Below are 22642 nucleotides of genomic sequence, written 5' to 3' on the forward strand. Positions count from 1 at the left end.
CTCCGCCCGACCGGCCCGACCGGTAGCCTCCGGCCCATGCATGCGATCACCATCGAACAGCCCGGCGGTCCCGACGCCCTGGTGTGGGCCGAAGCGCCCGATCCGGTGGCCGGGGACGGCGAAGTCCTCGTCGAGGTCGCGGCGAGTGCCGTGAACCGCGCCGACGTCCTGCAGCGGCAGGGGTTCTACAACCCGCCGCCCGGGGCCTCGCCCCATCCCGGCCTGGAGTGCTCCGGGCGGATCTCCTCGATCGGGCCCGGGGTCTCCGGCTGGTCGGTCGGCGACGAGGTGTGCGCGCTGCTGGCCGGCGGCGGGTACGCGCAGAAGGTGGCCGTCCCCGCGGGCCAGCTGCTGCCGGTGCCGGCGGGCGTGGACCTGGTGACGGCGGCGGCGCTCCCGGAGGTCGTCACGACGGTCTGGTCGAACGTGTTCATGGTCGCGGGCCTGCGCCCCGGCGAGACCCTGCTGGTGCACGGCGGGTCGAGCGGCATCGGGACCATGGCGATCCAGCTGGCGAAGGCGGTCGGCGCGCGGGTCGCGGTGACGGCGGGCGGCAAGGAGAAACTGGCGCGCTGCGCGGAGCTGGGCGCTGACATCCTGATCGACTACCGCGAGCAGGACTTCGTCGAGGAGGTGCGGGCGGCCACCGGCGGCGCCGGGGCGGACGTGATCCTGGACATCATGGGCGCCAAGTACCTGACGCGGAACGTGGAAGCGCTGGCCGTCAACGGGCGCCTGGCCATCATCGGGCTGCAGGGCGGGGTCAAGGCGGAGCTCAATCTCGCCACCCTGCTGGGCAAGCGCGCGGCGATCACCGCCACCACCCTGCGGGCGCGGCCGCTGGAGGAGAAGGCGGCGATCGTCGCGGCGGTACGTGAGCACGTGTGGCCCCTGGTCGCCTCGGGCCGGATCCACCCGGTCGTGCACGCCCGCTTCCCGATGCGGGAGGCCGCCGAGGCCCACCGCGTCCTGGAGTCGAGCACCCACGTGGGCAAGCTGCTGCTCACCACCTGAGCACCCGGGCGCGGCGGGGCCGGTCTTCGGCCCCGCCGCCCGGTCCGGGCTACAGCGTGCGCAGCAGGACGCCCGGGGACTCGACGCAGTCGGCCACGTACCGCAGGAAGCCGCCCGCCGTGCCGCCGTCGCAGACCCGGTGGTCGAAGGTCAGGGACAGCTGCACGACCTGGCGGACCGCCAGCTCGCCCTTGTGCACCCACGGCTTGGCCATGATCCGGCCCACGCCGAGCATCGCCGCCTCGGGGTGGTTGATGATCGGCGTGGAGCCGTCCACCCCGAACACCCCGTAGTTGTTCAGGGTGAAGGTGCCTCCCGTGAGGTCGGCCGGGGTCAGCTTGCCCGCCCTGGCCAGCTCCGTGAGGCGCGCGAACTCCGCCGACAGCGACTCCGCGTTGCGCGCCTGCGCGTCCCGGACGACCGGGACCATCAGGCCCCGCTCCGTCTGCGCGGCGAAGCCCAGGTGCACGGCCGGGAGCCGGACGATCTCGTTCGCCGCGAGGTCCACCGTGGAGTTGAGCTCCGGGTACCGCGCCAGCGCCGCCGTGCAGATGCGGGCCAGCAGCGCGAGCACCGAGATCTTGGGCCCGCCCACCGCGTTCATCGCGGCCCGCGTCGCCATCAGCTCCGTGGCGTCCGCGTCGACCCAGCACGTGGCGTCGGGGATCTCGCGCCGGCTGCGCGACAGCTTGTCCGCGACCGCACCTCGTACCCCCTTGAGCGGGATCCGCGTGGCGCCTTCCGGCGCGCCGGACGGGGCCGGTGCGAGGGAGGCCGCGGCGGGGGCCGCGGCCGCCGGCTGCGGGGCGCGCAGCGCCGTCTCGACGTCCGCGCGCAGGATCAGGCCCTCCGGGCCGGATCCGCGCAGCGAGCGCAGGTCCACCCCGTGGTCCCGGGCCAGCTTGCGGACCAGCGGCGAGATGACCGGCACGGGTCCGGAAACGACGGCGGGAGCGGTGGCGGCGGGAGCGGCGGGGGCGGGAGCGGCGGGGGCGGTGACCGCCGGTGCGGTGACCGCGGGGGCGGCGACCGCCGGTACCACGGCCGGAGCCTGGGCCGCGGGGGCGGGCCCCGGCGCGGCGGAGCCGGGTCGCACCCGCCTCCGACGCGCCGGACGTGAATGGTCCGTCCCGTAGCCGACCAGAACGTTCCCCGAGCCGGACGAAGGCGCTGCGGGCGCGTCGGAGGCCTCGGCCGCACCGCCCACCGCCACGGTGATCAGCGGTGCGCCGACCGGCAGTTCGGTGCCCTCCTCGCCGAAGCGGGCGGTGACCACACCCCCGTACGGGCAGGGCACCTCCACCATCGCCTTGGCCGTCTCGACCTCGACGACGGGCTGGTCGATGGCGACGACGTCGCCGACCGCCACCAGCCAGCGGACGATCTCCGCCTCCGTCAGCCCTTCCCCGAGGTCCGGCAGCTTGAACTCCATGACCTGCGGCATCAGTTCTCCCACTGCAGACGGGCCACGGTGTCCAGGATCCGGTCCACGCCGGGCAGGTGGTACTTCTCCAGCATCGGCGGCGGATACGGGATGTCGAAACCGGTCACGCGCAGCACCGGCGCCTCCAGGTGGTGGAAGCACCGTTCCGTGACGCGGGCGGCGATCTCCGCGCCCGGCCCGCCGAAGCCGCCTGACTCGTGGACCACCACCGCGCGCCCGGTCCGCCGTACGGAGGCCACGACGGTCTCCTCGTCGAAGGGGACCAGCGAGCGCAGGTCCACGACCTCCAGGTCCCAGCCCTCCTCGCGCGCCGCCTCGGCCGCCTCCATGCACACCGGCAGCGAGGGCCCGTAGGTGATCAGGGTCGCGCTCGTGCCGCTGCGCCGGACGAGGGCCTTGCCGATCTCCGGCACCGCCGCGGGCGCCTGCGGCGACCACTCGGCCTTGGACCAGTACAGCCGCTTCGGCTCCAGGAAGATCACCGGGTCGTCGCTGGCTATCGAGGCGCGCAGCAGCCCGTACGCGTCCTCGACCGTCGCGGGTGTCACGACGGTGAGCCCGGGCGTGGCCACGTAGTAGGCCTCGGAGGAGTCGCTGTGGTGCTCCACACCGCCGATGCCGCCGCCGTAGGGCACGCGGATGGTGATCGGGAGCGGCATCGCGCCGCGCGTGCGGTTGCGCATCTTGGCCACGTGGGAGATCAGCTGCTCGAAGGCCGGGTAGGCGAACGCGTCGAACTGCATCTCCACGACCGGCCGCAGCCCGTACATGGCCATGCCCACCGCCGCGCCGAGGATTCCGGCCTCCGCGAGCGGGGTGTCCGTACAGCGGTCCTCGCCGAACTCCTTCGCGAGCCCGTCCGTGATGCGGAAGACCCCGCCGAGCGCCCCGACGTCCTCGCCCATCACGTGGACGGTCGGGTCCTCGGCCATCGCGTCGCGCATCGCCCGGTTCAGGGCCTGCGCCATGGTCGCCGGCTTCGCCGCCACCGTGGTCATGACGCGTCCTCCTCTTCCTGCTCTGCCGCGTCCAGCTCTGCCGCGTCCAGCTCGGCACGCAGCATGGCCGCCTGCTCGCGCAGCCGTCCGGTCTGCTCCGCGTAGACGTGTCCGAAGAGGTCCATCGGATCGAGTACCGGTTCCGCGTTCATCCCCTCCCGAAGCGCCGCCGCCATCTCCTCGGCCGCGTCCTTGGCGGCCTGGATGCCCGCCTCGTCCAGCAGCCCGCGCGCGATCAACTCGCGCTCCAGCAGCTCGATCGGGTCGTGCGCCTTCCAGGCCTCGACCTCGGCGTCGCCCCGGTAGCGGGTGGCGTCGTCGGCGTTGGTGTGGGCCTCGATCCGGTACGTGACCGCCTCGATCATGGTCGGTCCGCCGCCGGCCCGGGCCCGCCGGACCGCCTCGGACAGCACCTCGTGCATGGCGGCGATGTCGTTGCCGTCGACGAGGCGGCCCGGCATCCCGTACCCCACGGCCTTGTGGGCGAGGGTCGGGGCGGCGGTCTGCTTGGCGAGCGGGACGGATATCGCGAAGCCGTTGTTCTGGACGAGGAAGACGACCGGCGCCTGCCAGACGGCGGCGAAGTTCATGGCCTCGTGGAAATCGCCCTCGCTGGTGCCGCCGTCGCCGACCATGGCGAGGGCGACCACGTCGTCGCCGCGCAGCCGGGCGGCGTGCGCCAGGCCGACCGCGTGCGGCAGCTGGGTGGCGAGCGGGGTCGACAAGGGGGCTATCCGGCGCTCGCGCGGGTCGTACCCGGTGTGCCAGTCGCCGCGCAGCAGGGTCAGCGCCTGTACGGGGTCCAGTCCGCGCGCCACGGCCGCGAGGGTGTCGCGGTAGCTCGGGAAGAGCCAGTCCTGGTCCTCCAGGACGAGCGCGGCGGCGATCTCGCAGGCCTCCTGGCCCACGGTGGACGGATATACGGCCAGACGGCCCTGCCGGGTGAGGGCGGTGGCCTGGGCGTTGTAGCGGCGGCCGCGCACCAGCTCGGCGTAGCACCGGCGCATCAGCTCGGGGTCGAGCCGGTCGGCGGCCGGTGTGCCCAGCACCCGGTACGGCTCGGGGTCCGGGAGCAGCGGGGCGGCATCCGTACGGGGCCTCCAGGCGGGCGGCGGGGTGGAGCGGTGGGACGCACCGGCACCGGGCAGCTCTTGGACCGTCATGGCGGCGTACACCTCCTCGTGGGAAGCGGGCAGGGAGGGCCCCGGGTGTGAGGCGCCTCACCTACCGATTGTTCGGTTGTCCAGGCAATTTGGCTACAGGCGGCTCCAGGCTGTGGACAAAGTGGTGCCGACGCCCTGGTATGGGTGCAGGACGTCCAGGAGAGGCAGGCAGCGGGCGATGGCGGATGAACAAATGGCCGGAGCGGGTTCCGGAGCGGCGCCCGGAACGGGGGGCGCACCGGGGGGCGCGTCCGGGGGCCCGTCGGGACCGTCGGGGCCGATCGGACCCCCCGGACCGCCGCGCGCCCTGGATCCGATCGACCGGTCGATCGTGCGCCTGCTCCAGGCGGACGGCCGCGCCTCGATACGCTCCGTCGCCGAGCAGGTCCACGTCTCCCGGGCCAACGCCTACGCCCGTATCAACCGGCTCATCGACGACGGGGTGATCCGGGGCTTCACCGCCCGCGTCAACCACGAGAGGGCGGGCCAGGGCGCCTCCGCCTACATCACCCTGAAGATCGTCCAGAACTCCTGGCGCACGGTCCGCGAACAGCTCCGCGAGCTGCCGGGCGCGGCGCACATCGCCTTGGTCAGCGGCGATTTCGACGTCCTGCTCCTGGTCCACACCCCGGACAACCGCACCCTGCGCGAGCTGGTCCTGACCCGCCTCCAGTCCATCCCGGAGGTGCTCTCCACGCGCACGCTGCTGGTCTTCGAGGAGACCGACCTCCTGGCCCGCGACCCGTCCGCCGGCCCGACGATCCAGGAGGACTAGGTCGTCCTACGCCTGCGCCGGGACCGGCCCGCGCGCCCGGGGTTCAGCGCTGCGTGCGCAGGCCGTCCAGGGCCATGCTGACCACCGCGTCCGCCAGTTGGTCGGGGGTGGTGCCCGGGTGCGGGCGGTACCACTCGACCAGGGAGTTGACCATGCCGAAGAGCAGGCGGGTGGCGAGGCGGATGTCGACGTCCGCCCGCAGGTCTCCCTCGGCGGCGGCGGCCTTCAGCAGCTCCGCGACCTGGTGGTCGAACTCGCGCCGGCGCTCCAGCGCCCAGCGCTCGGTGCGGGTGTTGCCGCGGACCCGCAGCAGCAGGGTCACGTAGGGCAGTTCCGCGACGAGGACCTCGACCGTGCGCCGGGTGACGTACTCGACGCGCTCGACCGCGCGTCCCCGTACCGCCCCGGGCTCCACCAGCACCGCGAAGAGCTCGTCCAGGGCCCGGCTGACGGCCCGGTGGAGCAGCTCCTCCTTGCCCGCGACGTGGTGGTAGATGGAGGACTTGGAGATGCCCGCGGCCTTCGACAGGTGCTCCATGGAGGTGCCGTCGTATCCGCGCTCGTTGAAGACCTGGACGGCGACGGTCAGGAGCGTCTCGGGCGTGTACGTGTCCCGCTTGGCCGTCGTCATTCCGTCTCCCCCGCCTCGTCGTCCCCGTCGTCTCCGTCCGCCCCGCCGTCGCCCTCGTCCGCCGCGTACCCCAGCTTGTACAGCGCCAGCGACGGCGCGTACCGGCCGCCCGGGCAGCGCTCGTCGAGGTGGTGCAGCAGGTCGTACGCCCAGTCGCGGCCGAGCCGGTCGTGCCATTCGGCGGGGCCCGCCGGGTAGTTGACCCCGAGCCGCATCGCCGTGTCGATGTCCTCGGCGCCCGCCACCCCGCGCGCGACGGCGTCGGCGGTGAGGTCGATCAGCATCGCTACGGTCCGGGCGACGATCATGCCGGGGACATCGCCGATGACGGAGACCTTCTTGCCGAGCTTCTGGAAGAGCCCGATCGCCTCGGAGAGGGTCCGCTCGCTGGTGTCCTCGCTGACGGAGAGCGCGATCCGGGTGGCGTCGCGGTAGTCGAAGGCGAGGTCGAAGTAGACGACGTCGGCGAACTCGATCGAGGTCTTGCCGTCGGCGAGCACGAGCTGACCCTCGCCCGGGAGCTGGATGTACGGGCCCCCGTGCTCGGTGGCCGTGACCTCGATCCCCGCCTCCTCGAAGAGGTCGGCGAGCGCCGCGGCGGGCCCGAGGTCACCGACGACGGTCACCTTGGCGGGCGCGTCCTCGGGACCGGCGGTGTGCGGGGCCGGGGCCTTCACGTCCGGGCCGTACGGGTACCAGCCGTGCCCCGACTTGCGGCCGAGGCGGCCCGACTGGACCAGCCGGCGCTGCGCGAGGGACGGGGTGAACTTCGGGCTGCGGAAGAAGGACTCCCACACGGAGCGGGTGACGGCCTCGTTGACGTCCTGGCCGATCAGGTCGGTCAGTGCGAAGGGGCCCATCTTGAAGCCGCCGCACTCGCGGAGCACGGCGTCGATGGTGGCCGGGTCGGCGCCCTGCTCCTCGTACACCGCGAAGGCCTCGGCGTAGAAGGGGCGGGCGATCCGGTTGACGATGAAGCCCGGGGTGTCGGCGCAGCGCACCGGCGTCTTCCCCCAGCCCAGCACGGTGCGGTACGCGCGCTCGGCGGCGGCCGGGTCGGTCGCGAAACCGGAGACCACCTCGACCAGCGGGAGCAGCGGGGCCGGGTTGAAGAAGTGCAGGCCGAGGAAGCGGCCGGGGTGCGCGAGGCCCGCGGCGAGCTCGGTGACGGAGAGGGAGGAGGTGTTGGTGGCCAGCAGCGCGTCCGGCGAAACCACCTCTTCGAGTGCGGCGAAGAGCGCCCGCTTGACGGTGACGTCCTCGACGACCGCCTCGACGACGAGGGCGGCGCCGGCCAGCCCGGACAGTTCGGCCGCCGAATCGATTCGGCCGATCGCGTCCTCGGCCTCGGCGCGATCCAGCCGCCCCTTGGCGGCCATCCGCTCGACGCGGTCCTGCACGAAGCCGACCGCGTCGGCGGCGAGCACGGCGTCGATGTCGTAGATCAGCACGCGGTGACCTGCGAGAAGAGCGACCTGGGCGATTCCCTGCCCCATCGTCCCGGCGCCGACTACCGCCACTGTGCGGGACCGCTCGATTGCTGTCATGACCCGATCCTCCCGCACCGACTTATCCACAGGCCTGCCGGGCCCTCTTGTCCCGACCGATCGTTCGGTTACTCTAACTCCAGTCTGCTCTTCTTCATCCCTTCTTGCCCGACCCGATCGCCTGATCCCGCCCGGCTCAACGAGGAGTTGGTCCCTGATGGCCGCCGAGCTCACCGTCCCCCAGCTGTCCGCCAAGCACCGGCCCACCCTGGACCAGGCCCTGGCCACGATCCGCAGCCGCGCCTACTGGTCCCCGCATCCCGAGCACCCCAAGGCCTACGGGGAGACCGCGCCGGCCGACGGCCTCGCCGCCTTCGAGGCGCTGCGCGGCACCCGGCTCGACCTCGGGCAGCCCGGCACCGACGACTGGACGGGCGCCGAGACCTCCCCGTACGGCGTCGAGCTCGGCGTGGAGTACCCGCACGTGGACCCGGAGGTGCTGCTGCCCGCGATGCGCGCCGGCATGGGCGCCTGGCGCGACGCCGGGCCCGAGACCCGCGCCCTGGTCTGCATCGAGATCCTGGCCCGGATCTCGGCGCGGACGCACGAGTTCGCGCACGCGGTCATGCACACCAGCGGCCAGGCCTTCATGATGGCGTTCCAGGCGGGCGGCCCGCACGCGCAGGACCGCGGCCTGGAGGCCGTCGCCTACGCGTACGAGGAGCAGACCCGGGTCCCGGGACAGGCCGACTGGTCGAAGCCGCAGGGCAAGAAGGACCCGCTGGAGCTGGGCAAGACCTTCACGGCCGTCCCGCGCGGGATCTCCCTGATGATCGGCTGCAACACCTTCCCCACCTGGAACGGCTACCCGGGGATCTTCGCCTCCCTCGCCACCGGCAACCCGGTGCTGGTCAAGCCGCACCCGCGCGCCGTGCTCCCGCTGGCGCTGACCGTCCAGGTGGCCCGCGAGGTCCTGGCCGACGCCGGCTTCGACCCGAACCTGGTGGCGCTGGCGGTGGAGCGGCCGGGCGAGGGCATCGCCAAGGAGCTCGCCGTCCGCCCCGAGATCAAGGTCATCGACTACACCGGGTCCACCGAGTTCGGCGAGTGGCTGGAGACCAACGCCCGCCAGGCGCAGGTCTACACGGAGAAGGCCGGCGTCAACACCGTCGTCCTGGACTCCACCGACAACTACAAGGGGATGCTGTCCAACCTGGCCTTCTCGCTGTCCCTGTACAGCGGCCAGATGTGCACCACCCCGCAGAACCTGCTGATCCCGCGCGACGGCATCGAGACGGACGCCGGGCACAAGACGTACGACGAGGTCGTGTCGGACCTCGCGGGCGCGGTCGGCGGCCTGCTCGGCGACGACGCCCGGGCCAACGCCCTGCTCGGCGCGCTGGTCAACCCGGACGTCAAGGCCCGCCTGGAGGCGGCGGCCGGGCTCGGCGAGGTCGCGCTGGCCTCGCGCGAGGTGGCGCATCCGGAGTTCCCGGGCGCCGTGGTGCGCACGCCGGTGATGGTGAAGCTGGACTCCGCCAAGCCGGACGACTCCGCCCCCTACCTCTCCGAGTGCTTCGGCCCGGTCTCCTTCGCGGTGGCGGTCGACTCCACGGCGAGCGCGCTGGACCTGCTGCGGCGCACGGTCCGCGAGAAGGGTGCGATGACGGTCGGGGCGTACACGACCTCCGCGGACACCGAGCGGGCCATCGAGGAGGTCTGCCTGGAGGAGTCGGCGCAGCTCTCGCTGAACCTGACGGGCGGGGTCTATGTGAACCAGACCGCGGCCTTCTCCGACTTCCACGGCTCGGGCGGCAACCCCGCGGCGAACGCGGCGCTGTGCGACGGGGCGTTCGTCTCCAACCGCTTCCGCGTGGTGGAGGTCCGCCGCCAGGGCTAGTCCGCCGGGCGGGCCTCCGGGCGGGGCCCGCCCCAGTGGAAGAGGGTCATGGCCACGCTGGTGGCCAGGTTGTAGCTGGAGACCTGCGGGCGCATCGGCAGGGACACCAGGTGATCGGCGCGGGCGCGGAGCTCGGGCGAGATGCCGTGGCGTTCGGAGCCGAAGGCGAGCAGGGCGTCGTCCGGGAGGGTGAGGGCACGGATGTCCTCGCCCTCCGGGTCGAGCGCGTACAGCGGGCCGGGCGGCAGGGTGTCGAGGTCGACCTGGTCCACGGTGGTGGCGTAGTGCAGTCCCGCTCCGGCGCGGACCACGTTGGGGTGCCAGGGGTCGAGGTCGCCGCGGGTGACGACGCCGGTGGCGCCGAAGCCCGCCGCGAGGCGGACGACGGCGCCGACGTTGCCGAGGTTGCGGGGGTTGTCGAGGATGACGACCGGGGCCGTCCTGGGCATGGCCGCGAGCCGGGCCCGCCCCTCGGCCCGGCCGGGCCGGACCGCGAGGGCCGCCACCCCGGTGGGATGCACCCGGGTCAGCAGTTCCCGCAGGGGCGCCCGCCGCACCAGCCGCGCGACGTCCGCCTCCACGTCGGCGGCCAGCTCGCGCGCGAGGCCCCGTACCGCCTCCGGGTCGTCGGCGACGGCCATCCGCACGTCCGCCCCGAAGCGCAGGGCGTGCTTGAGCGCGTGGAACCCGTCGAGGAGCACGAGGTCCTCCCGGGCGGCGGCCTCCCGCCACTGCCGCTGGGTGCCGTCGGGGTTCTCGTGCTGCTCACTCATGCCACCGAGCCTACGGTCCCGGGCCGCGCCTCCCGCTCCGGTCCGGTTCCGGGCTCCTGGTCCTGGTCCTGGTCCGGGCCCGGCTCCTGGTCCGGCGCGGGCCCCCGGCCGCGCCGCCGCAGCGCCGCGGCCCGCGCGCCGAGCCACAGCAGGAACGCCGTCGGCAGGAAGACCGCGTCGGCGGCGATCATCGCCAGTGAGAAGAAGGGCAGCCCCAGCAGCACGGCGATGCCCACGTGCTCCAGCATCATCAGCCCCAGCAGCACGTTCTTGATCCGCCGGTTGAACACCGTGAACGGGAACGCCACCTGGACCGCGACCGTGCCGTACGACAGCAGCATGACCAGCGTGCCGCTGCCGGCCAGGAGGGCCGACAGCCCCGGCCACGGGGCGAAGTAGTCCAGGCCCAGCGGGTAGTACAGGGCCGTCCCGTCCTGCCAGCGCGAACCCTGGATCTTGTACCAGCCGGCCGTCGCGTAGATCAGGCAGACCTCCGTCATGATCACCAGCATCCCGGCGTTGTGCACCAGGTTGGCCAGGACGTCGAGGACCGCCCGCCCCTCCCCCTCCGGCTCGTAGCGGTCGACCATCCACCACAGCGCGGCGAGCACCCACAGCGCGGCGAAGGCCACCATCCAGCCGGTGCTGAACCCCCCGGTCACGGACCCGTACGCGAACACCGCGCCGAGCACGCCCCACAGCGCCGGCCCGGCGCTCCCGGCCGAGGCGGTGCCCAGCCGGCGGGCGCGGCGGGCGTCCAGCGACCACACCCGCGCGCAGCGGGTCAGTACGAGGTAGATCGCCATCAGGTGGATGACGTTGTCGCCGCCGTCGCCCATGAAGACGCTGCGGTTCTGCAGCGACAGCACGCCGACCATGAACAGCACGGACGTCGCCCGCGTGCGCCAGCCCAGCAGCAGCAGCGCGCTCGACAGTACGGAGAGGGCGTAGACGATCTCGAACCAGAGCGGCGAGTCCGACCACATCAGCACCGTGAAGGCGTGGTTCGAGTCGATCAGCCGGCGCGCCAGCTCCCAGCTCCAGGGGCCGTCCGGCCCGTACAGCTCGTGCCGGTGGGGGAACTCCCGGAGCAGGAAGAACAGCCAGGTGCCGGCGAAGCCGATGCGGACCACGGCGCTCTGGTACGGGCCCAGCGCCTGCCCGGTGACCTTGGCCAGCGCCCGCCCGGCCGCGGCCCGCACGCCGCTCACACCGTCCACCACGCCAGCTCCCGGTAGTACGTCTGGGTGTCGGTCTCCTCGTCGGACCACTCGGGCGCGGGGACCGCCGTCGTCGCCGCGCGCAGCTGGATCCGTACGATCCGGCCCACGGCGAGGCGCCCGCCCTTGCCCACGGCCATGTCGGCTTCCGTCCGGGGGTCCAGCCGGTCCAGCGCGATGCGGCGCAGGTACTGCTCCGCGAGTTCGCCGCGCTCGCCGTTCGCCTTGTTGTCCTCGTCGTGGGAGCTGGTGAAGAAGTCCCAGGCCCGGCGGAGCTCGTTCTGCTCGGTGTGGCTCGGCAGCAGGCTGTGGCGGATGGCCAGGCCGTCCTCGGCGGACAGCCCGCGCCAGTTGCCGGTGACCAGCAGCCCGTCGTCCGTCCGCACCTCCGCGCGGACCTCGACGGAGATGTTCTGCTGGAGCGGGTTGGGCGCGAAGAGCTTCCAGTTCTGTTCGAATTCGGGGTAGACCCAGCCGTCGACCATCTCCGCGTTCTGCTTGCTCACCGTGTTGGACGGGGCCACGTGCAGGAACACGAGCGCCAGGTGCCCGCAGGCCGCCACGGCCACGCCGCCTAGGGCGAGGGCCGCTACGACCCGGTACGGGGTGGACAGACCGGCGATTCCGGGCGCCCTCGGCGGGGGCGGCGCGCCCCCTTCCGGGGGCTGGTGCTCGTTCGAATCCATCCCGCCCCGATCATCCGGCATCCACATGGTTGACCACAGAGGTTGACACCCTACGGGCCGTCGTCCCACCATTGAAGAGCATGAACCGAACGATCGGTCGGTCGGGCGGACAAGGCGGAAGAACCTCTGACAGGGGGCCGTGATGGTGGCAGTGACCCCGGAAACGGGGCAGGACGCGGGACGGGAGTCCGGGATCGGCGTGAGCGCCGACCTCGGCGCGCAGCTCGCGGCGGCCTTCGACGCCGCCGTGGCGGCCGACGAGCGCGTGGAACCGCGCGACTGGATGCCCGACGAGTACCGCGCCTCCCTGGTCCGCCAGATGGCCCAGCACGCCCATTCCGAGATCATCGGCATGCAGCCCGAGGCGAACTGGATCACCCGCGCGCCCTCGCTGCGCCGCAAGGCGATCCTGATGGCGAAGGTCCAGGACGAGGCCGGCCACGGCCTGTACCTGTACAGCGCCGCCGAGACCCTCGGCACCAGCCGCGACGAGCTCCTCGACAAGCTCCACGCCGGGAAGCAGAAGTACTCCTCGATCTTCAACTACCCCACGCTGACCTGGGCCGACGTCGGCGCCATCGGCTGGCTCGTGGACGGCGCGGCGATCACCAACCAGGTCCCGATCTGCCGCTGCTCCTACGGGCCGTACGCGCGGGCCATGGTCCGGATCTGCAAGGAGGAGTCCTTCCACCAGCGCCAGGGGTACGAGCTGCTCCTCGCGCTGTCGCGGGGCACCGAGGCGCAGCACGCGATGGCGCAGGACGCCGTCGACCGGTGGTGGTGGCCCTCCCTGATGATGTTCGGCCCGCCGGACGGGGAGTCGGCGCACTCGGCGCAGTCGATGGCCTGGCGGATCAAACGCCACTCCAATGACGACCTGCGCCAGCGCTTCGTCGACATCGCCGTCCCGCAGGCCGAGTCGCTGGGCCTGACCCTGCCCGACCCGGACCTGAAGTGGAACGAGGAGCGCGGGCACCACGACTTCGGCGCGATCGACTGGACCGAGTTCTGGGAAGTGCTCAAGGGCAACGGCCCGTGCAACGAGGAGCGGATAGGGCAGCGCCGGGCGGCCCACGAGGAAGGCGCCTGGGTGCGCGACGCGGCCGCGGCGTACGCGGAGAAGCAGGCGGCAACAGCAGCAGCAGCAGCAGCAGCAACAACAACAACGGGAAGCGAGGCGCGGGTATGACGCAGAACTGGCCCCTGTGGGAGGTGTTCGTCCGCTCGCGGCGCGGCCTCTCGCACACGCACGCGGGCAGCCTGCACGCCCCCGACGCGGAGATGGCCCTGCGCAACGCCCGCGATCTCTACACCCGGCGCGGCGAGGGCATCTCGATCTGGGTCGTGCCCTCCACGGAGATCACGGCGTCCTCCCCGGACGAGCGGGACCCCTTCTTCGCCCCGTCCGCCGACAAGCCGTACCGCCACCCGACCTTCTACGAGATCCCCGAGGGGGTGAACCACCTGTGACCAGCACCTCCGGGACCCGCGGGACCTCCACCACCGCCGCTGCCACCGCTGCCGCCGCCTCCTTGACCTCGGGCGACGAGGCGGTCCCCACGGCCGCCCTCCTCGCCCTCGCCGACGACGCGCTGATCCTCTCCCACCGCCTCGGCGAGTGGGCGGGACACGCGCCCGTCCTGGAGGAGGATGTCGCCCTCGCCAACATCGCCCTCGACCTGCTCGGCCAGGCACGCGTCCTGCTGTCGATGGCCGGCGACGAGGACGAACTGGCGTACCTGCGCGAGGAGCGGTCCTTCCGCAACCTCCAGCTGGTCGAGCAGCCGAACGGCGACTTCGCCCACACCATCGCGCGCCAGCTCTACTTCTCCCTCTACCAGCACGAGCTCTACGCGGAACTCGCGCTCGGGGACGGCCCGTTCGGGCCGCTCGCCGCGAAGGCGGTCAAGGAGACGGCCTACCACCGCGACCACGCCGAGCAGTGGACGCTGCGGCTCGGCGACGGCACCGAGGAGAGCCGGGCCCGGATGCGGGCCGCGCTGGACGCGCTGTGGAAGTACACCGGCGAGATGTTCCGGCCGGTGGACGGGCTCGACGGGGCCGACGGCGTCGACTGGGCCGCCCTGGAAGGCCGGTGGCTGGCCGCGGTGGGCGGCGTACTGGAGCGGGCCGGGCTGGAGCTGCCCCAGGGGCCGCGCCACGGAGCCTGGGCCGCGGGAGCCGGCCGGCAGGGACTGCACACCGAGTCGTTCGGCCGGCTGCTCGCGGAGATGCAGCACCTGCACCGCAGCCACCCGGGGGCGTCATGGTGACCAAGGGCGGCACGAGGGCAGAGGCCGGGACCGGCGCCGACGCCGGGCAGACCCGGCTGGAGGTGGAGCTCGCCGCTCTGGCCGGCTCCGTCCCCGACCCCGAGCTGCCCGTGCTCACCCTGGCCGAGCTCGGCGTGATGCGCGGGGTGCGGATGCACGAGGACGGCCACGTCGAGGTCACCCTCACCCCCACCTACACCGGCTGCCCGGCCATCGAGGCCATGTCCGCCGACATCGAGCGGGCCCTGACCGACCACGGCATACCCGATGTCCGGGTGCGCACCGTCCTGGCCCCCGCCTGGTCCACCGACGACATCAGCGCCGAGGGCCGCCGCAAACTGGCCGAGTTCGGCATCGCCCCGCCGCGGCCGCACTCCGCCGACGGACCGGTCCCGCTCACCCTGTCCGTCCGCTGCCCCCAGTGCGGATCGACCGAAACCGAGCTGCTGAGCCGGTTCTCCTCCACCGCATGCAAGGCGCTGCGCCGCTGCACCGCCTGCCGTGAACCGTTCGACCACTTCAAGGAGCTGTAGATGGCCGTGTCACCGCCGTCGCCCACGCTGGGGTCCACGAGCCCGGCGCGCCCCGCGCGCCACGGCGCGTTCCACACCTTGACGGTGGCGGCGGTCGACCGGCTCACCGAGGACTCCGTGGCGCTGACCCTTGCCGTCCCGCCGGAGCTGAGTGCCGATTACCGGCACGCCCCCGGCCAGCACCTCACCCTGCGCCGGCAGTCCCCCGACGGCTCCGAGGTCCGCCGCACCTACTCGATCTGCTCCCCCGCCCCGGCGGCCGACGGGTCCGGCCCGACGGCGCTGCGGGTCGGGGTGCGGCTGGTGGAGGGCGGCGAGTTCTCCACGTTCGCGCACAAGGAGATCGCCGCCGGGGACGTGCTGGACGTGATGGTCCCGGCCGGGCGCTTCGTCCTGGACCCGGCGGCGGCGCCCGCCGCCGCGCACTACGCCGCGATCGTCGGCGGCAGCGGGATCACCCCGGTGCTGTCGATCGCCGCCACGCTGCTGGCGGCCCGCCCCGATGCCCGGTTCTGCCTGGTGCGCAGCGACCGCAGCGCGGCCTCGACCATGTTCCTGGAGGAGGTCGCCGACCTCAAGGACCGCTATCCCGACCGGTTCCAGCTGGTCACCGTCCTGTCCCGGGAGGAGCAGGAGGCCGGGCTGCCCTCGGGCCGGCTCGGCGAGGAGCGGCTGACACAGCTGCTGCCCGCGCTGCTGCCGGTCGCGGAGGTGACGGGCTGGTTCCTGTGCGGGCCGTACGGGCTGGTGACGGGCGCCGAGCAGGCGCTCGGCGCGCTCGGGGTCCTGCGGGGCCGGGTCCACGAGGAGGTCTTCCACGTCGAGGACACCGCCCCGCCGGCGCCCGCCGCTTCGGCCACCGCCACCCACGGCCGGGTCACGGCGCGGCTCGACGGCCGCTCGGGCACCTGGCCGGTGCGGGAAGGCGAGTCCCTGCTCGACGCGGTGCTGCGGGCCCGCGCGGACGCCCCGTACGCCTGCAAGGGCGGTGTGTGCGGCACCTGCCGGGCGTTCCTGGTGACGGGCGAGGTGCGGATGGACCGCAATTTCGCCCTGGAGGAGCACGAGACGGAGGCCGGGTTCGTGCTGGCCTGCCAGTCGCACCCGGTGTCGGAGGAAGTGGAGATCGACTTCGACCGCTGACGGGCCGCCCGCGCTGCCCCCCTGTCCAATTTCAGGAACGTGTTCTATCTTGACGCACCGTCAGAGAGAGCACGTTCCGGGCACGCGGGAGGACAGGCAGTGGACTTCACCTTCACCGAGGAGCAGCAGGCCGCCGTCGAGGCGGCCAAGGCCGTGTTCGCGGACGTCGCCCCCGACAGCGTGCCCAGCCCGGCGCTCACCCCGCGGGCCGTCGCCGAGGAGTTCGACCGCGGCCTGTGGGCCAAGCTCGCCGACTCCGACCTGCTGAGCCTGGTCCTCGCCGAGGAGCACGGCGGCGCCGGACTCGACACCATCGCCCTGTGCCTGGTGCTGCGCGAGGCGGGGAAGGTCCTGGCCCGGGTGCCGCTGCTGGAGCACTGCGCCACCGCCATGGCCGTCCAGGCCCACGGCAGCCCCGAACTGGCCGCCGCCCTGCTCCACGACGCCGGACACGGCAGCCTCGTCCTCACCGTCGCCGCGCACGGCCGCACCGGCCACGACCCGGCCGAACTGGCCGTCACCGCACGGCGGGACGGCGCGCAGTGGGTCCTGGAAGGCGTGCAGACCTCGGTCGCCTGGGCGCACAGCGCCGACTGGATCGCCGTACCGGCCCACACCGGGGAGGGCGAGGCCGTCCTCGCGTTCGTCCCCCGCGTCACCGAGGGCCTGACCCTCGCCGAGCAGTACTCCACCAGCGGGGAGCGGCTCGCCGAGGTCACCCTCGACGGCGTACGGGTCCCGGCCGCGCACCTCGTCGACTCCCCCGGCGCCTGGGACCACCTGCGCCAGCTCCTCGCCACCGGGACCTGCGCGCTCGCGCTCGGCCTCGGCGAGGGCGTCCTCACCATGACCAGCCAGTACACGAGCAAGCGCGAGCAGTTCGGCTTCCCGGTGGCCACCTTCCAGGCGGTCGCCGTCCAGGCCGCCGACCGCTACATCGACCTGCGCGCCATGGAGGTCACCCTCTGGCAGGCCGCCTGGCGGCTCGACGCCGGGACGGGCGGAGCGGGCGGCCCGCTGCCGAGCGCCGGAGACGTGGCCGTGGCCAAGATCTGGGCCTCCGAGGGCGTACGGCGGGTCGTGCAGACCGCGCAGCACCTGCACGGCGGCTTCGGCGCCGACACCGACTACCCGCTCCACCGCTACCACGCGTGGGCCAAGCAGCTGGAGCTCCAGCTCGGCCCGGCCGCCGTGCACGAGGAGGCGCTGGGCGACCTGCTGGCCACCCACCCCCTCGCCTGAGGCACCCGTCAGACGACGAAGCCCGGGGCGCCCGCGTCGGTGACGACCGGGCGGCCCGCGGCCTCCCAGTCCTGCATGCCGCCGTCCACGTTCACGGCGTCGATGTCCTGGCCCCGCAGGTACTGGGTCACCTGCGCGGAGCGGCCGCCGACCCGGCACATCACGTAGACCGGGCGGTCGTCCTCGATCTTCTCGGTCAGCTCACCGATGCGCGCCACGAACTCGCTCATCGGGATGTGCAGCGCGCCTTCGGCATGGCCGGCCGCCCATTCGTCGTTCTCCCGAACGTCGAGGACGAAGGCCTCGGAGGGCAGTGCGGAGGCGGCCACCGAGGGAAGCGGTCCGGAGTTCATGTCTGTCGCCTTATCTCGTCACGGATAGGTAAGCCAACCTATCCGACCCGTCCGACCGCCCCGGGCCCGCTCGGCGGCGGCGCCGGGCACGGCCGGCTCCGCCTCACTCCGCGGCGGCGAGCGCCGCGAGCTCCGCCTCACGCTTCTCGACGTCGCCCAGCAGCTGTTCGGCGATCTCCTCCAGCAGCCGGTCCGGATCGTCCGGAGCCATCCGCAGCATCGACCCGATCGCGCTGTCCTCCAGCTCCCGGGCCACCACGGACAGCAGTTCCTTGCGCCGCGTGAGCCACTCCAGGCGCTCGTACAGCTCCTCGCTCTCGCTCAGCCGCGGCTCGGCCGGCGCCGGGCCGGCCGCCCACTCCTGCGCCAGCTCGCGCAGCAGCTCCTCCTCGCCGCGCCCGTAGGCCGCGTTGACCCGCACGATGAACGCGTCGCGCCGCTCGCGCTCGGCCTCGTCCTGGGCCAGGTCCGGATGCGCCTGGCGGACCAGCTCGCGGTAGAGGCGGCGCACCTCCTCCGAGGGGCGCACCCGCTCCGGCGGCCGCACCGGGCGCTCGGTGAGCATCGCGGACGCGTCGTCGGACATCCCGTCCGAGTCCAGCCAGTCGTGGAACAGCTCGTCCACCCCGGGCATCGGCATCACCAGCGAGCGGGCGTCGCGCGCCCGGCGCAGGTCCTCCGGGTCCCCGGTGCGCGCCGCCTTCGCCTCCGCGATCAGGGCGTCCAGCTCGTCGAGGCGCGCGTACATCGGGCCGAGCTTCTGGTGGTGCAGGCGGGAGAAGTTCTCCACCTCCACCCGGAAGGTCTCCACCGCGATCTCGAACTCGATCAGTGCCTGCTCGGCGGCCCGGACCGCGCGCTCCAAGCGCGCCTCGGGCCGCTCGTCGGCAGCGGGGCCGGGACCGTCGCCGGGGCCGGGCTCGGGCGCTTCGGGAACTGTCTGCTCGCTCACCCGGCCAGCCTAAGGCCCGCCCGGCCGGGTGTTTCACGTGAAACATCCACCGGTTTTCCCGAACGGTTCCCCGACCGGTTTCCAGACCGGCCTGTTTCACGTGAAACATCGCCCCGGCGGGCTCGGACCGGGCTCGGACCGGGCTCGGACCGGGCTCAGACCCCGGACTCCGCCGCGATCCGCCCGGACCGCACCGCCGCCACCAGCACGGCGTGGTCGGCCTCGCTCCGGTCGGCGTAGGCCACGGCGAAGGCCGCCATGGCCTCGTCCAGCTCCTCGTTCTTCCCGCAGTAGGCGGCCAGCAGCCGCGGATCGGCGCTGTGCGCGTGGGCGCGCGCCAGCAGGGCTCCGGTCATCCGCCCGTAGTCGTCGATCTGCTCGACGGCCAGCGCCGCCGGGTCCACGCTGCCCTTGCGGTTGCGGAACTGGCGGACCTGGAAGGGCCGCCCCTCCACCGTCGTCCAGCCCAGCAGGATGTCGGAGACCACCTGCATCCGCTTCTGCCCGGCCACCACCCGACGGCCTTCGTGCTCCTCCGGCGCGGAGACGAAGCCGAGCCCGGGCAGGTACGGCAGCAGCACCGAGGGCCGGGCCTCCTTCACCTGGAGGACCAGCGCCTCGCCCCGGTGATCCAGCAGCAGCACCACGTAGGAGCGGGTGCCGACGCTGCCGGTCCCCACCACCCGGAAGGCCACGTCGTGGATCGCGTACCGGGCCAGCAGCGGCTGCCGGTCCCCCTGGAGCGTCTCCAGGTACGGGCCCAGCGCGGCCGCCACGGCCGCCGCCTCCCCGTCCCCGACCCGGCGCAGCACCGGCAGCGCGTCCACGAAGGCCCGGCCCCCGTCGGGCGTCGCCTCGGTGGACTTGGCGGCGAACCGGGCGGAGGTGTTGTTGCGGGCCTTCTCGGAGACCCGCTCCAGCGTGCCCAGCAGGTCCCGGGCGTCGGTGTGCGAGACGAGTTCCTCGTCCGCGATGGCGTTCCAGGCGTCCAGGGCCGGCAGTTTGGCCAGCAGCCGCATGGTGCGGCGGTAGGCGCCGGCGGCGTCGAGCGCGGCCGCGCGGCAGGTGTCCTCGTCCGCGCCGGCCACCCGGCCGGCCAGCACCAGCGAGGTGGCCAGCCGCTTGAGGTCCCACTCCCACGGGCCGAAGACGGTTTCGTCGAAGTCGTTGAGGTCGATGACGAGCCGGCCGCGCGCGTCCCCGTACAGGCCGAAGTTGGCCGCGTGGGCGTCGCCGCAGATCTGCGCGCCGACCCCGGTCACCGGGCCTCCGGAGAGGTCGTGCGCCATCAGCCCGGCCGCACCGCGCAGGAACGCGAAGGGGTTGGCGGCCATCCGGCCGACCCGTATCGGCGTCAGCTCGGCGACCCGGCCGACATTGGACTCCTCCACCGCCCGCACCGCGTCGAGACGGTCGGCCGGGGCCTCGAAACGCGCGTGCGCCGCCCGGGGCACGCGCGTGCGCAGCGCCTTGCCGGCCTCCCTGGGCGAACCCTTCGCCGGCCCCGCGGCGAGGCGCGGCGCGAACCCCGCGACCTCCGGGATCCGTTGCCGCGACCGCGGTGCCACCACGCGCTGTTCCGGTACCGCCTTCATGCGTTCCGCCCCCTGATCGCCATCGGTTCGGCCCAGACCGTACTAGGGCTGCGACCGCCACGGCTCACCGGGCAACGGCTCAGAGCCCGGCGTCCCTGGCCAGCAGGGCCGCCTGCACCCGGTTCTCGCACTCCAGCTTCGCCAGGATCCGGCTCACGTACGTCTTCACCGTCGCCTCGCTCATGTGCAGCCGCCGCCCCGCGTCCGCGTTGGAGAGCCCCTCGCCCAGCAGGGCCAGTACGCCGCGCTCGCGCTCGCTCAGCTCGGACACCCGGCGCCGGGCCTCCTCGGCGCGGCCCGTGGACCGGCCGGACGCCAGCTGGTCCACCACGTGCCGGGTCGCCGCCGGAGACAGGTACGCGTCCCCCGCCGCGGCCGCCCGTACCGCGCCGATCAGCTCGCCGGGCGCGGAGTCCTTCAGCAGGAATCCCGCGCCGCCGCCGCTCAGCGCGCGCAGCACGTTCTCCTTCTCCCCGAAGGTGGTCAGGATCAGCGCCCGCACCTGGGGCACCGCCCGCCCGAGCTCGGCCAGCGCCGTCAGCCCGTCCATGACGGGCATCTGGATGTCCAGCAGCACCACGTCCGGTCCGTGTGCGCGGGCCAGCTCCACCGCCTCCCGGCCGTTCGCCGCCTCCGCGACGACCTCGATGTCCGCGGCCGAGGTCAGGATCATCCTGATCCCGGCCCGGATCAGCGGCTCGTCGTCAGCGATCACCACGCGGATCACCTGCGCTGTCACCCGTGCTCCTACTGCTTGGCCTGGTACGCCTGCTTCTCGACGAGCTTGCCGTCCTTGAAGCAGAACCGGAAAACACTGTCGCTGCCCAGGTCGGAATCGTCGTCCGCGAGCAGGGCCAGACACGCGGCGCCCTGCGGACGCGGCGGCCCCTTCCGGTCGAGCCCCTCGGTCAGAATGCTGTCCCCGCTGGGCAGCCGCGAACGCACCGCGTCCTCCGCCTCGCCCACGTGGATGCCCTCGTACTCGGCCCGGCTGAGCATCGCGTCGCCCACCGAACCCACGAGCAGCGCCACCGCGGCCCCGATGACGATCAGCAGCACCACCACGGCCGCGACCGCGATCCCGCAGCCCAGTGCCACGCCCCCGGACCGGCCGCTGCGGGTCAGCAGCTTCCGGTCGACCGCGGCCCAGTCGATCGGCTCCGAGCCGTCGGCCGGCGTCCGGGCCCGCAGCTGCTGTCCGAAGTCGTCGGCGACCTCGCCCGACACCGTCTGCGAAATCCCGGTCTCCTGCGCCCCGGCCGGCTCGGTCCCGTACGGGAGCACCCCCGCGACCCGGAAGCCGCCGCCCTCGGCGGCCCCCGCGTAGACCATGCCGCCGACCAGCCGGGCCCGTTCGCGCAGCCCCGTCAGCCCCTGCCCGCCGGACACCACCTCGCCGGCGCCCGGGCCGGCCGCCGGGCCGTTGGCGATCTCCACCACCAGCGAGTCGTCCTCGTACCGCAGTTCCACGGTGATCGGCGCGCCCGGAGCGTGCTTGTAGGCGTTGGTCAGCGCCTCCTGAGCGATCCGGTACGCCGCGTGGTCGCACGCCGCGACCAGCGGCCTGGGCCGGCCCGCGGTCGTGAGCCGTACGTCGGTCCCCGCGCTCCGCGCCGCCTCCACGATCCCGGCGATCCCCGCCACCCCGCGCGCGGCCGGCTGCGCCTCCTCCACCGGCTGCGGCCCCTCCACCCCGTCCCGCAGGATGCCGACGACCTCGCGCAGCTCGTGCATGGCCGCGACCGAGGCCTGCCGCAGTACGCCCACCGCCTCGCGCTGCCGGTCGGTCAGCACGGGATCGACCTCCAGCGCACCGGTGTGCACCGAGATCAGCGCGAGCTGGTGGCCGAGGCTGTCGTGCATGTCCTGGGCGATGCGCTGGCGTTCGCGCAGCCGGGCCTGCCCGGCGACCATCGCCCGCTCGCGCAGCAGCTGGGCGTTGCGCTCCTGGAGGGCGCGCAGCAGCGTATTGCGCTGGGACCAGTAGCGGCTGGCCAGACCGGGCATGACCACCGTGGCCAGGAACATCAGCGCACCGAAGACGACGATCAGCACCGGCCGCCCCTGCGACCACTCCTTGACCACGTTGAGGGCGACCGCGGCGACGAAGGCGACGGTGAAGGCGCCGAGCGCCCGCCCGACGCCCACGATGCGCCGCCCCGCCGACCAGCCGAGCGGGATCGCCACGAGGAACGCCCCAGGCAGGTACACGCCCACCGCCGAGCCCACCACCAGCGTGAACACCGGCAGCCGCCGCCGCAGCAGGGTGAGGGCCACCACGGCCACGACGCTGGCCAGCATCCGCGCCGCGGAGCCCTTGTCGAGCTCCTCGACCCCCAGCCCGAGCAGTGCGAGGACCCCGGCCAACGCCAGGTCCCCGGCCAGCATCCGGCGCGTCCAGGGCTCGGGCCCCTTCAGCCAGTCCCAACCCGCACGCGTCCTCGCCGTCACATCCACCCG

General features: G+C 73.5%; 22 protein-coding genes. 9 read left to right on the top strand and 13 right to left on the bottom strand.

Translation table 11 applies throughout. The annotated features are described in order from the left end of the window. Nucleotides 1–36 precede the first annotated feature (36 nt). Nucleotides 37–1014, top strand: a complete 978-nt coding sequence (locus J7F03_RS04310; RefSeq protein WP_214947283.1) for an NAD(P)H-quinone oxidoreductase — start codon at nt 37–39, stop codon at nt 1012–1014. Nucleotides 1015–1063: 49 nt separating this feature from the next. On the opposite strand, the gene J7F03_RS04315 is transcribed toward J7F03_RS04310, so the two are convergent. Genes J7F03_RS04315 through pdhA form a run of 3 tightly spaced genes read right to left on the bottom strand, consistent with a single transcriptional unit; the run spans nt 1064 to nt 4619 of the window. Further along, nucleotides 1064–2458, bottom strand: coding sequence for a dihydrolipoamide acetyltransferase family protein (locus J7F03_RS04315; RefSeq protein ID WP_214947284.1), 1395 nt, complete (start codon nt 2456–2458; stop codon nt 1064–1066). After that, nucleotides 2458–3456, bottom strand: coding sequence for an alpha-ketoacid dehydrogenase subunit beta (locus tag J7F03_RS04320; protein ID WP_214947285.1), 999 nt, complete (start codon nt 3454–3456; stop codon nt 2458–2460). Before J7F03_RS04320 ends, J7F03_RS04315 begins: the two co-directional genes overlap by 1 nt. Continuing rightward, on the bottom strand, nt 3453–4619 hold the full coding sequence (pdhA, locus tag J7F03_RS04325) for a pyruvate dehydrogenase (acetyl-transferring) E1 component subunit alpha (RefSeq protein ID WP_214947286.1): 1167 nt from the start codon (nt 4617–4619) through the stop codon (nt 3453–3455). Before pdhA ends, J7F03_RS04320 begins: the two co-directional genes overlap by 4 nt. A 331-nt stretch (nt 4620–4950) precedes the next feature. Here pdhA and J7F03_RS04330 point away from each other — a divergent pair, with 331 nt between their 5' ends. After that, nucleotides 4951–5394, top strand: coding sequence for an Lrp/AsnC family transcriptional regulator (locus J7F03_RS04330; RefSeq protein ID WP_374104261.1), 444 nt, complete (start codon nt 4951–4953; stop codon nt 5392–5394). A 43-nt stretch (nt 5395–5437) separates the two neighbouring features. Here J7F03_RS04330 and J7F03_RS04335 read toward each other — a convergent pair whose 3' ends face one another. Both J7F03_RS04335 and J7F03_RS04340 read right to left on the bottom strand, forming a co-directional pair. Then, nucleotides 5438–6025 (bottom strand): TetR/AcrR family transcriptional regulator, encoded by a 588-nt coding sequence (locus tag J7F03_RS04335; protein ID WP_214947288.1) that lies wholly within the window; start codon nt 6023–6025, stop codon nt 5438–5440. Next, entirely contained in the window at nt 6022–7572 is a 1551-nt protein-coding gene (locus tag J7F03_RS04340) for a 3-hydroxyacyl-CoA dehydrogenase (protein WP_214947289.1), read from the bottom strand. Before J7F03_RS04340 ends, J7F03_RS04335 begins: the two co-directional genes overlap by 4 nt. A gap of 157 nt (nt 7573–7729) precedes the next feature. Between J7F03_RS04340 and paaN the strand changes: the two genes are divergently transcribed. Continuing rightward, nucleotides 7730–9412, top strand: a complete 1683-nt coding sequence (gene paaN, locus J7F03_RS04345) for a phenylacetic acid degradation protein PaaN (RefSeq protein ID WP_214947290.1) — start codon at nt 7730–7732, stop codon at nt 9410–9412. Here paaN and J7F03_RS04350 read toward each other — a convergent pair. From J7F03_RS04350 to J7F03_RS04360, 3 genes are read right to left on the bottom strand one after another with little or no spacing between them, the layout of a single operon-like run. Next, on the bottom strand, nt 9409–10185 hold the full coding sequence (locus J7F03_RS04350; protein ID WP_214947291.1) for an RNA methyltransferase: 777 nt from the start codon (nt 10183–10185) through the stop codon (nt 9409–9411). The genes paaN and J7F03_RS04350 overlap by 4 nt on opposite strands. Beyond that, nucleotides 10182–11456 (bottom strand): HTTM domain-containing protein, encoded by a 1275-nt coding sequence (locus tag J7F03_RS04355; protein ID WP_374104263.1) that lies wholly within the window; start codon nt 11454–11456, stop codon nt 10182–10184. Before J7F03_RS04355 ends, J7F03_RS04350 begins: the two co-directional genes overlap by 4 nt. Next, nucleotides 11393–12091, bottom strand: a complete 699-nt coding sequence (locus tag J7F03_RS04360) for a DUF5819 family protein (protein ID WP_308379063.1) — start codon at nt 12089–12091, stop codon at nt 11393–11395. Before J7F03_RS04360 ends, J7F03_RS04355 begins: the two co-directional genes overlap by 64 nt. 142 nt (nt 12092–12233) lie before the next feature. Here J7F03_RS04360 and paaA point away from each other — a divergent pair, with 142 nt between their 5' ends. From paaA to J7F03_RS04390, 6 genes are all read left to right on the top strand, one after another. Continuing rightward, on the top strand, nt 12234–13280 hold the full coding sequence (gene paaA / locus J7F03_RS04365; RefSeq protein WP_214947293.1) for a 1,2-phenylacetyl-CoA epoxidase subunit PaaA: 1047 nt from the start codon (nt 12234–12236) through the stop codon (nt 13278–13280). After that, nucleotides 13277–13561 carry a 1,2-phenylacetyl-CoA epoxidase subunit PaaB gene (paaB, locus tag J7F03_RS04370; RefSeq protein ID WP_030153111.1) on the top strand — a complete coding sequence of 95 codons (285 nt, stop codon included), beginning with the start codon at nt 13277–13279 and terminating at the stop codon, nt 13559–13561. The genes paaA and paaB overlap by 4 nt, the downstream gene beginning before the upstream one ends. A gap of 62 nt (nt 13562–13623) precedes the next feature. Continuing rightward, nucleotides 13624–14364: a 1,2-phenylacetyl-CoA epoxidase subunit PaaC gene (paaC, locus tag J7F03_RS04375; RefSeq protein ID WP_214947450.1), complete on the top strand. Its 741-nt coding sequence runs from the start codon at nt 13624–13626 to the stop codon at nt 14362–14364. Continuing rightward, entirely contained in the window at nt 14358–14897 is a 540-nt protein-coding gene (gene paaD, locus J7F03_RS04380; RefSeq protein WP_214947294.1) for a 1,2-phenylacetyl-CoA epoxidase subunit PaaD, read from the top strand. The genes paaC and paaD overlap by 7 nt, the downstream gene beginning before the upstream one ends. Further along, the gene (locus tag J7F03_RS04385; protein WP_214947295.1) at nt 14898–16040 is read left to right on the top strand and encodes a 2Fe-2S iron-sulfur cluster-binding protein; all 1143 of its coding nucleotides are present in this window, start codon (nt 14898–14900) and stop codon (nt 16038–16040) included. It abuts the gene before it with no gap. Between the two features lie 99 nt (nt 16041–16139). Next, on the top strand, nt 16140–17282 hold the full coding sequence (locus J7F03_RS04390) for an acyl-CoA dehydrogenase family protein (RefSeq protein WP_214947296.1): 1143 nt from the start codon (nt 16140–16142) through the stop codon (nt 17280–17282). Nucleotides 17283–17290: 8 nt separating this feature from the next. Here J7F03_RS04390 and J7F03_RS04395 read toward each other — a convergent pair whose 3' ends face one another. The 5 genes from J7F03_RS04395 to J7F03_RS04415 all read right to left on the bottom strand — a co-directional run bounded on the left by J7F03_RS04395 (nt 17291) and on the right by J7F03_RS04415 (nt 22639). Then, entirely contained in the window at nt 17291–17635 is a 345-nt protein-coding gene (locus J7F03_RS04395) for a rhodanese-like domain-containing protein (RefSeq protein WP_214947297.1), read from the bottom strand. Between the two features lie 103 nt (nt 17636–17738). Continuing rightward, the gene (locus J7F03_RS04400; protein WP_374104264.1) at nt 17739–18587 is read right to left on the bottom strand and encodes a J domain-containing protein; all 849 of its coding nucleotides are present in this window, start codon (nt 18585–18587) and stop codon (nt 17739–17741) included. 155 nt (nt 18588–18742) lie between these two features. Beyond that, entirely contained in the window at nt 18743–20182 is a 1440-nt protein-coding gene (locus tag J7F03_RS04405; protein ID WP_214947298.1) for a DUF2252 domain-containing protein, read from the bottom strand. A gap of 79 nt (nt 20183–20261) precedes the next feature. Next, on the bottom strand, nt 20262–20921 hold the full coding sequence (locus tag J7F03_RS04410) for a response regulator transcription factor (protein ID WP_308379066.1): 660 nt from the start codon (nt 20919–20921) through the stop codon (nt 20262–20264). Nucleotides 20922–20929: 8 nt separating this feature from the next. Continuing rightward, nucleotides 20930–22639, bottom strand: coding sequence for a histidine kinase (locus J7F03_RS04415; RefSeq protein ID WP_308379068.1), 1710 nt, complete (start codon nt 22637–22639; stop codon nt 20930–20932). Nucleotides 22640–22642 lie beyond the last annotated feature (3 nt).

The sequence above is a fragment of the Streptomyces sp. ISL-43 genome (assembly GCF_018614195.1).
Taxonomy (GTDB): domain Bacteria; phylum Actinomycetota; class Actinomycetes; order Streptomycetales; family Streptomycetaceae; genus Streptomyces.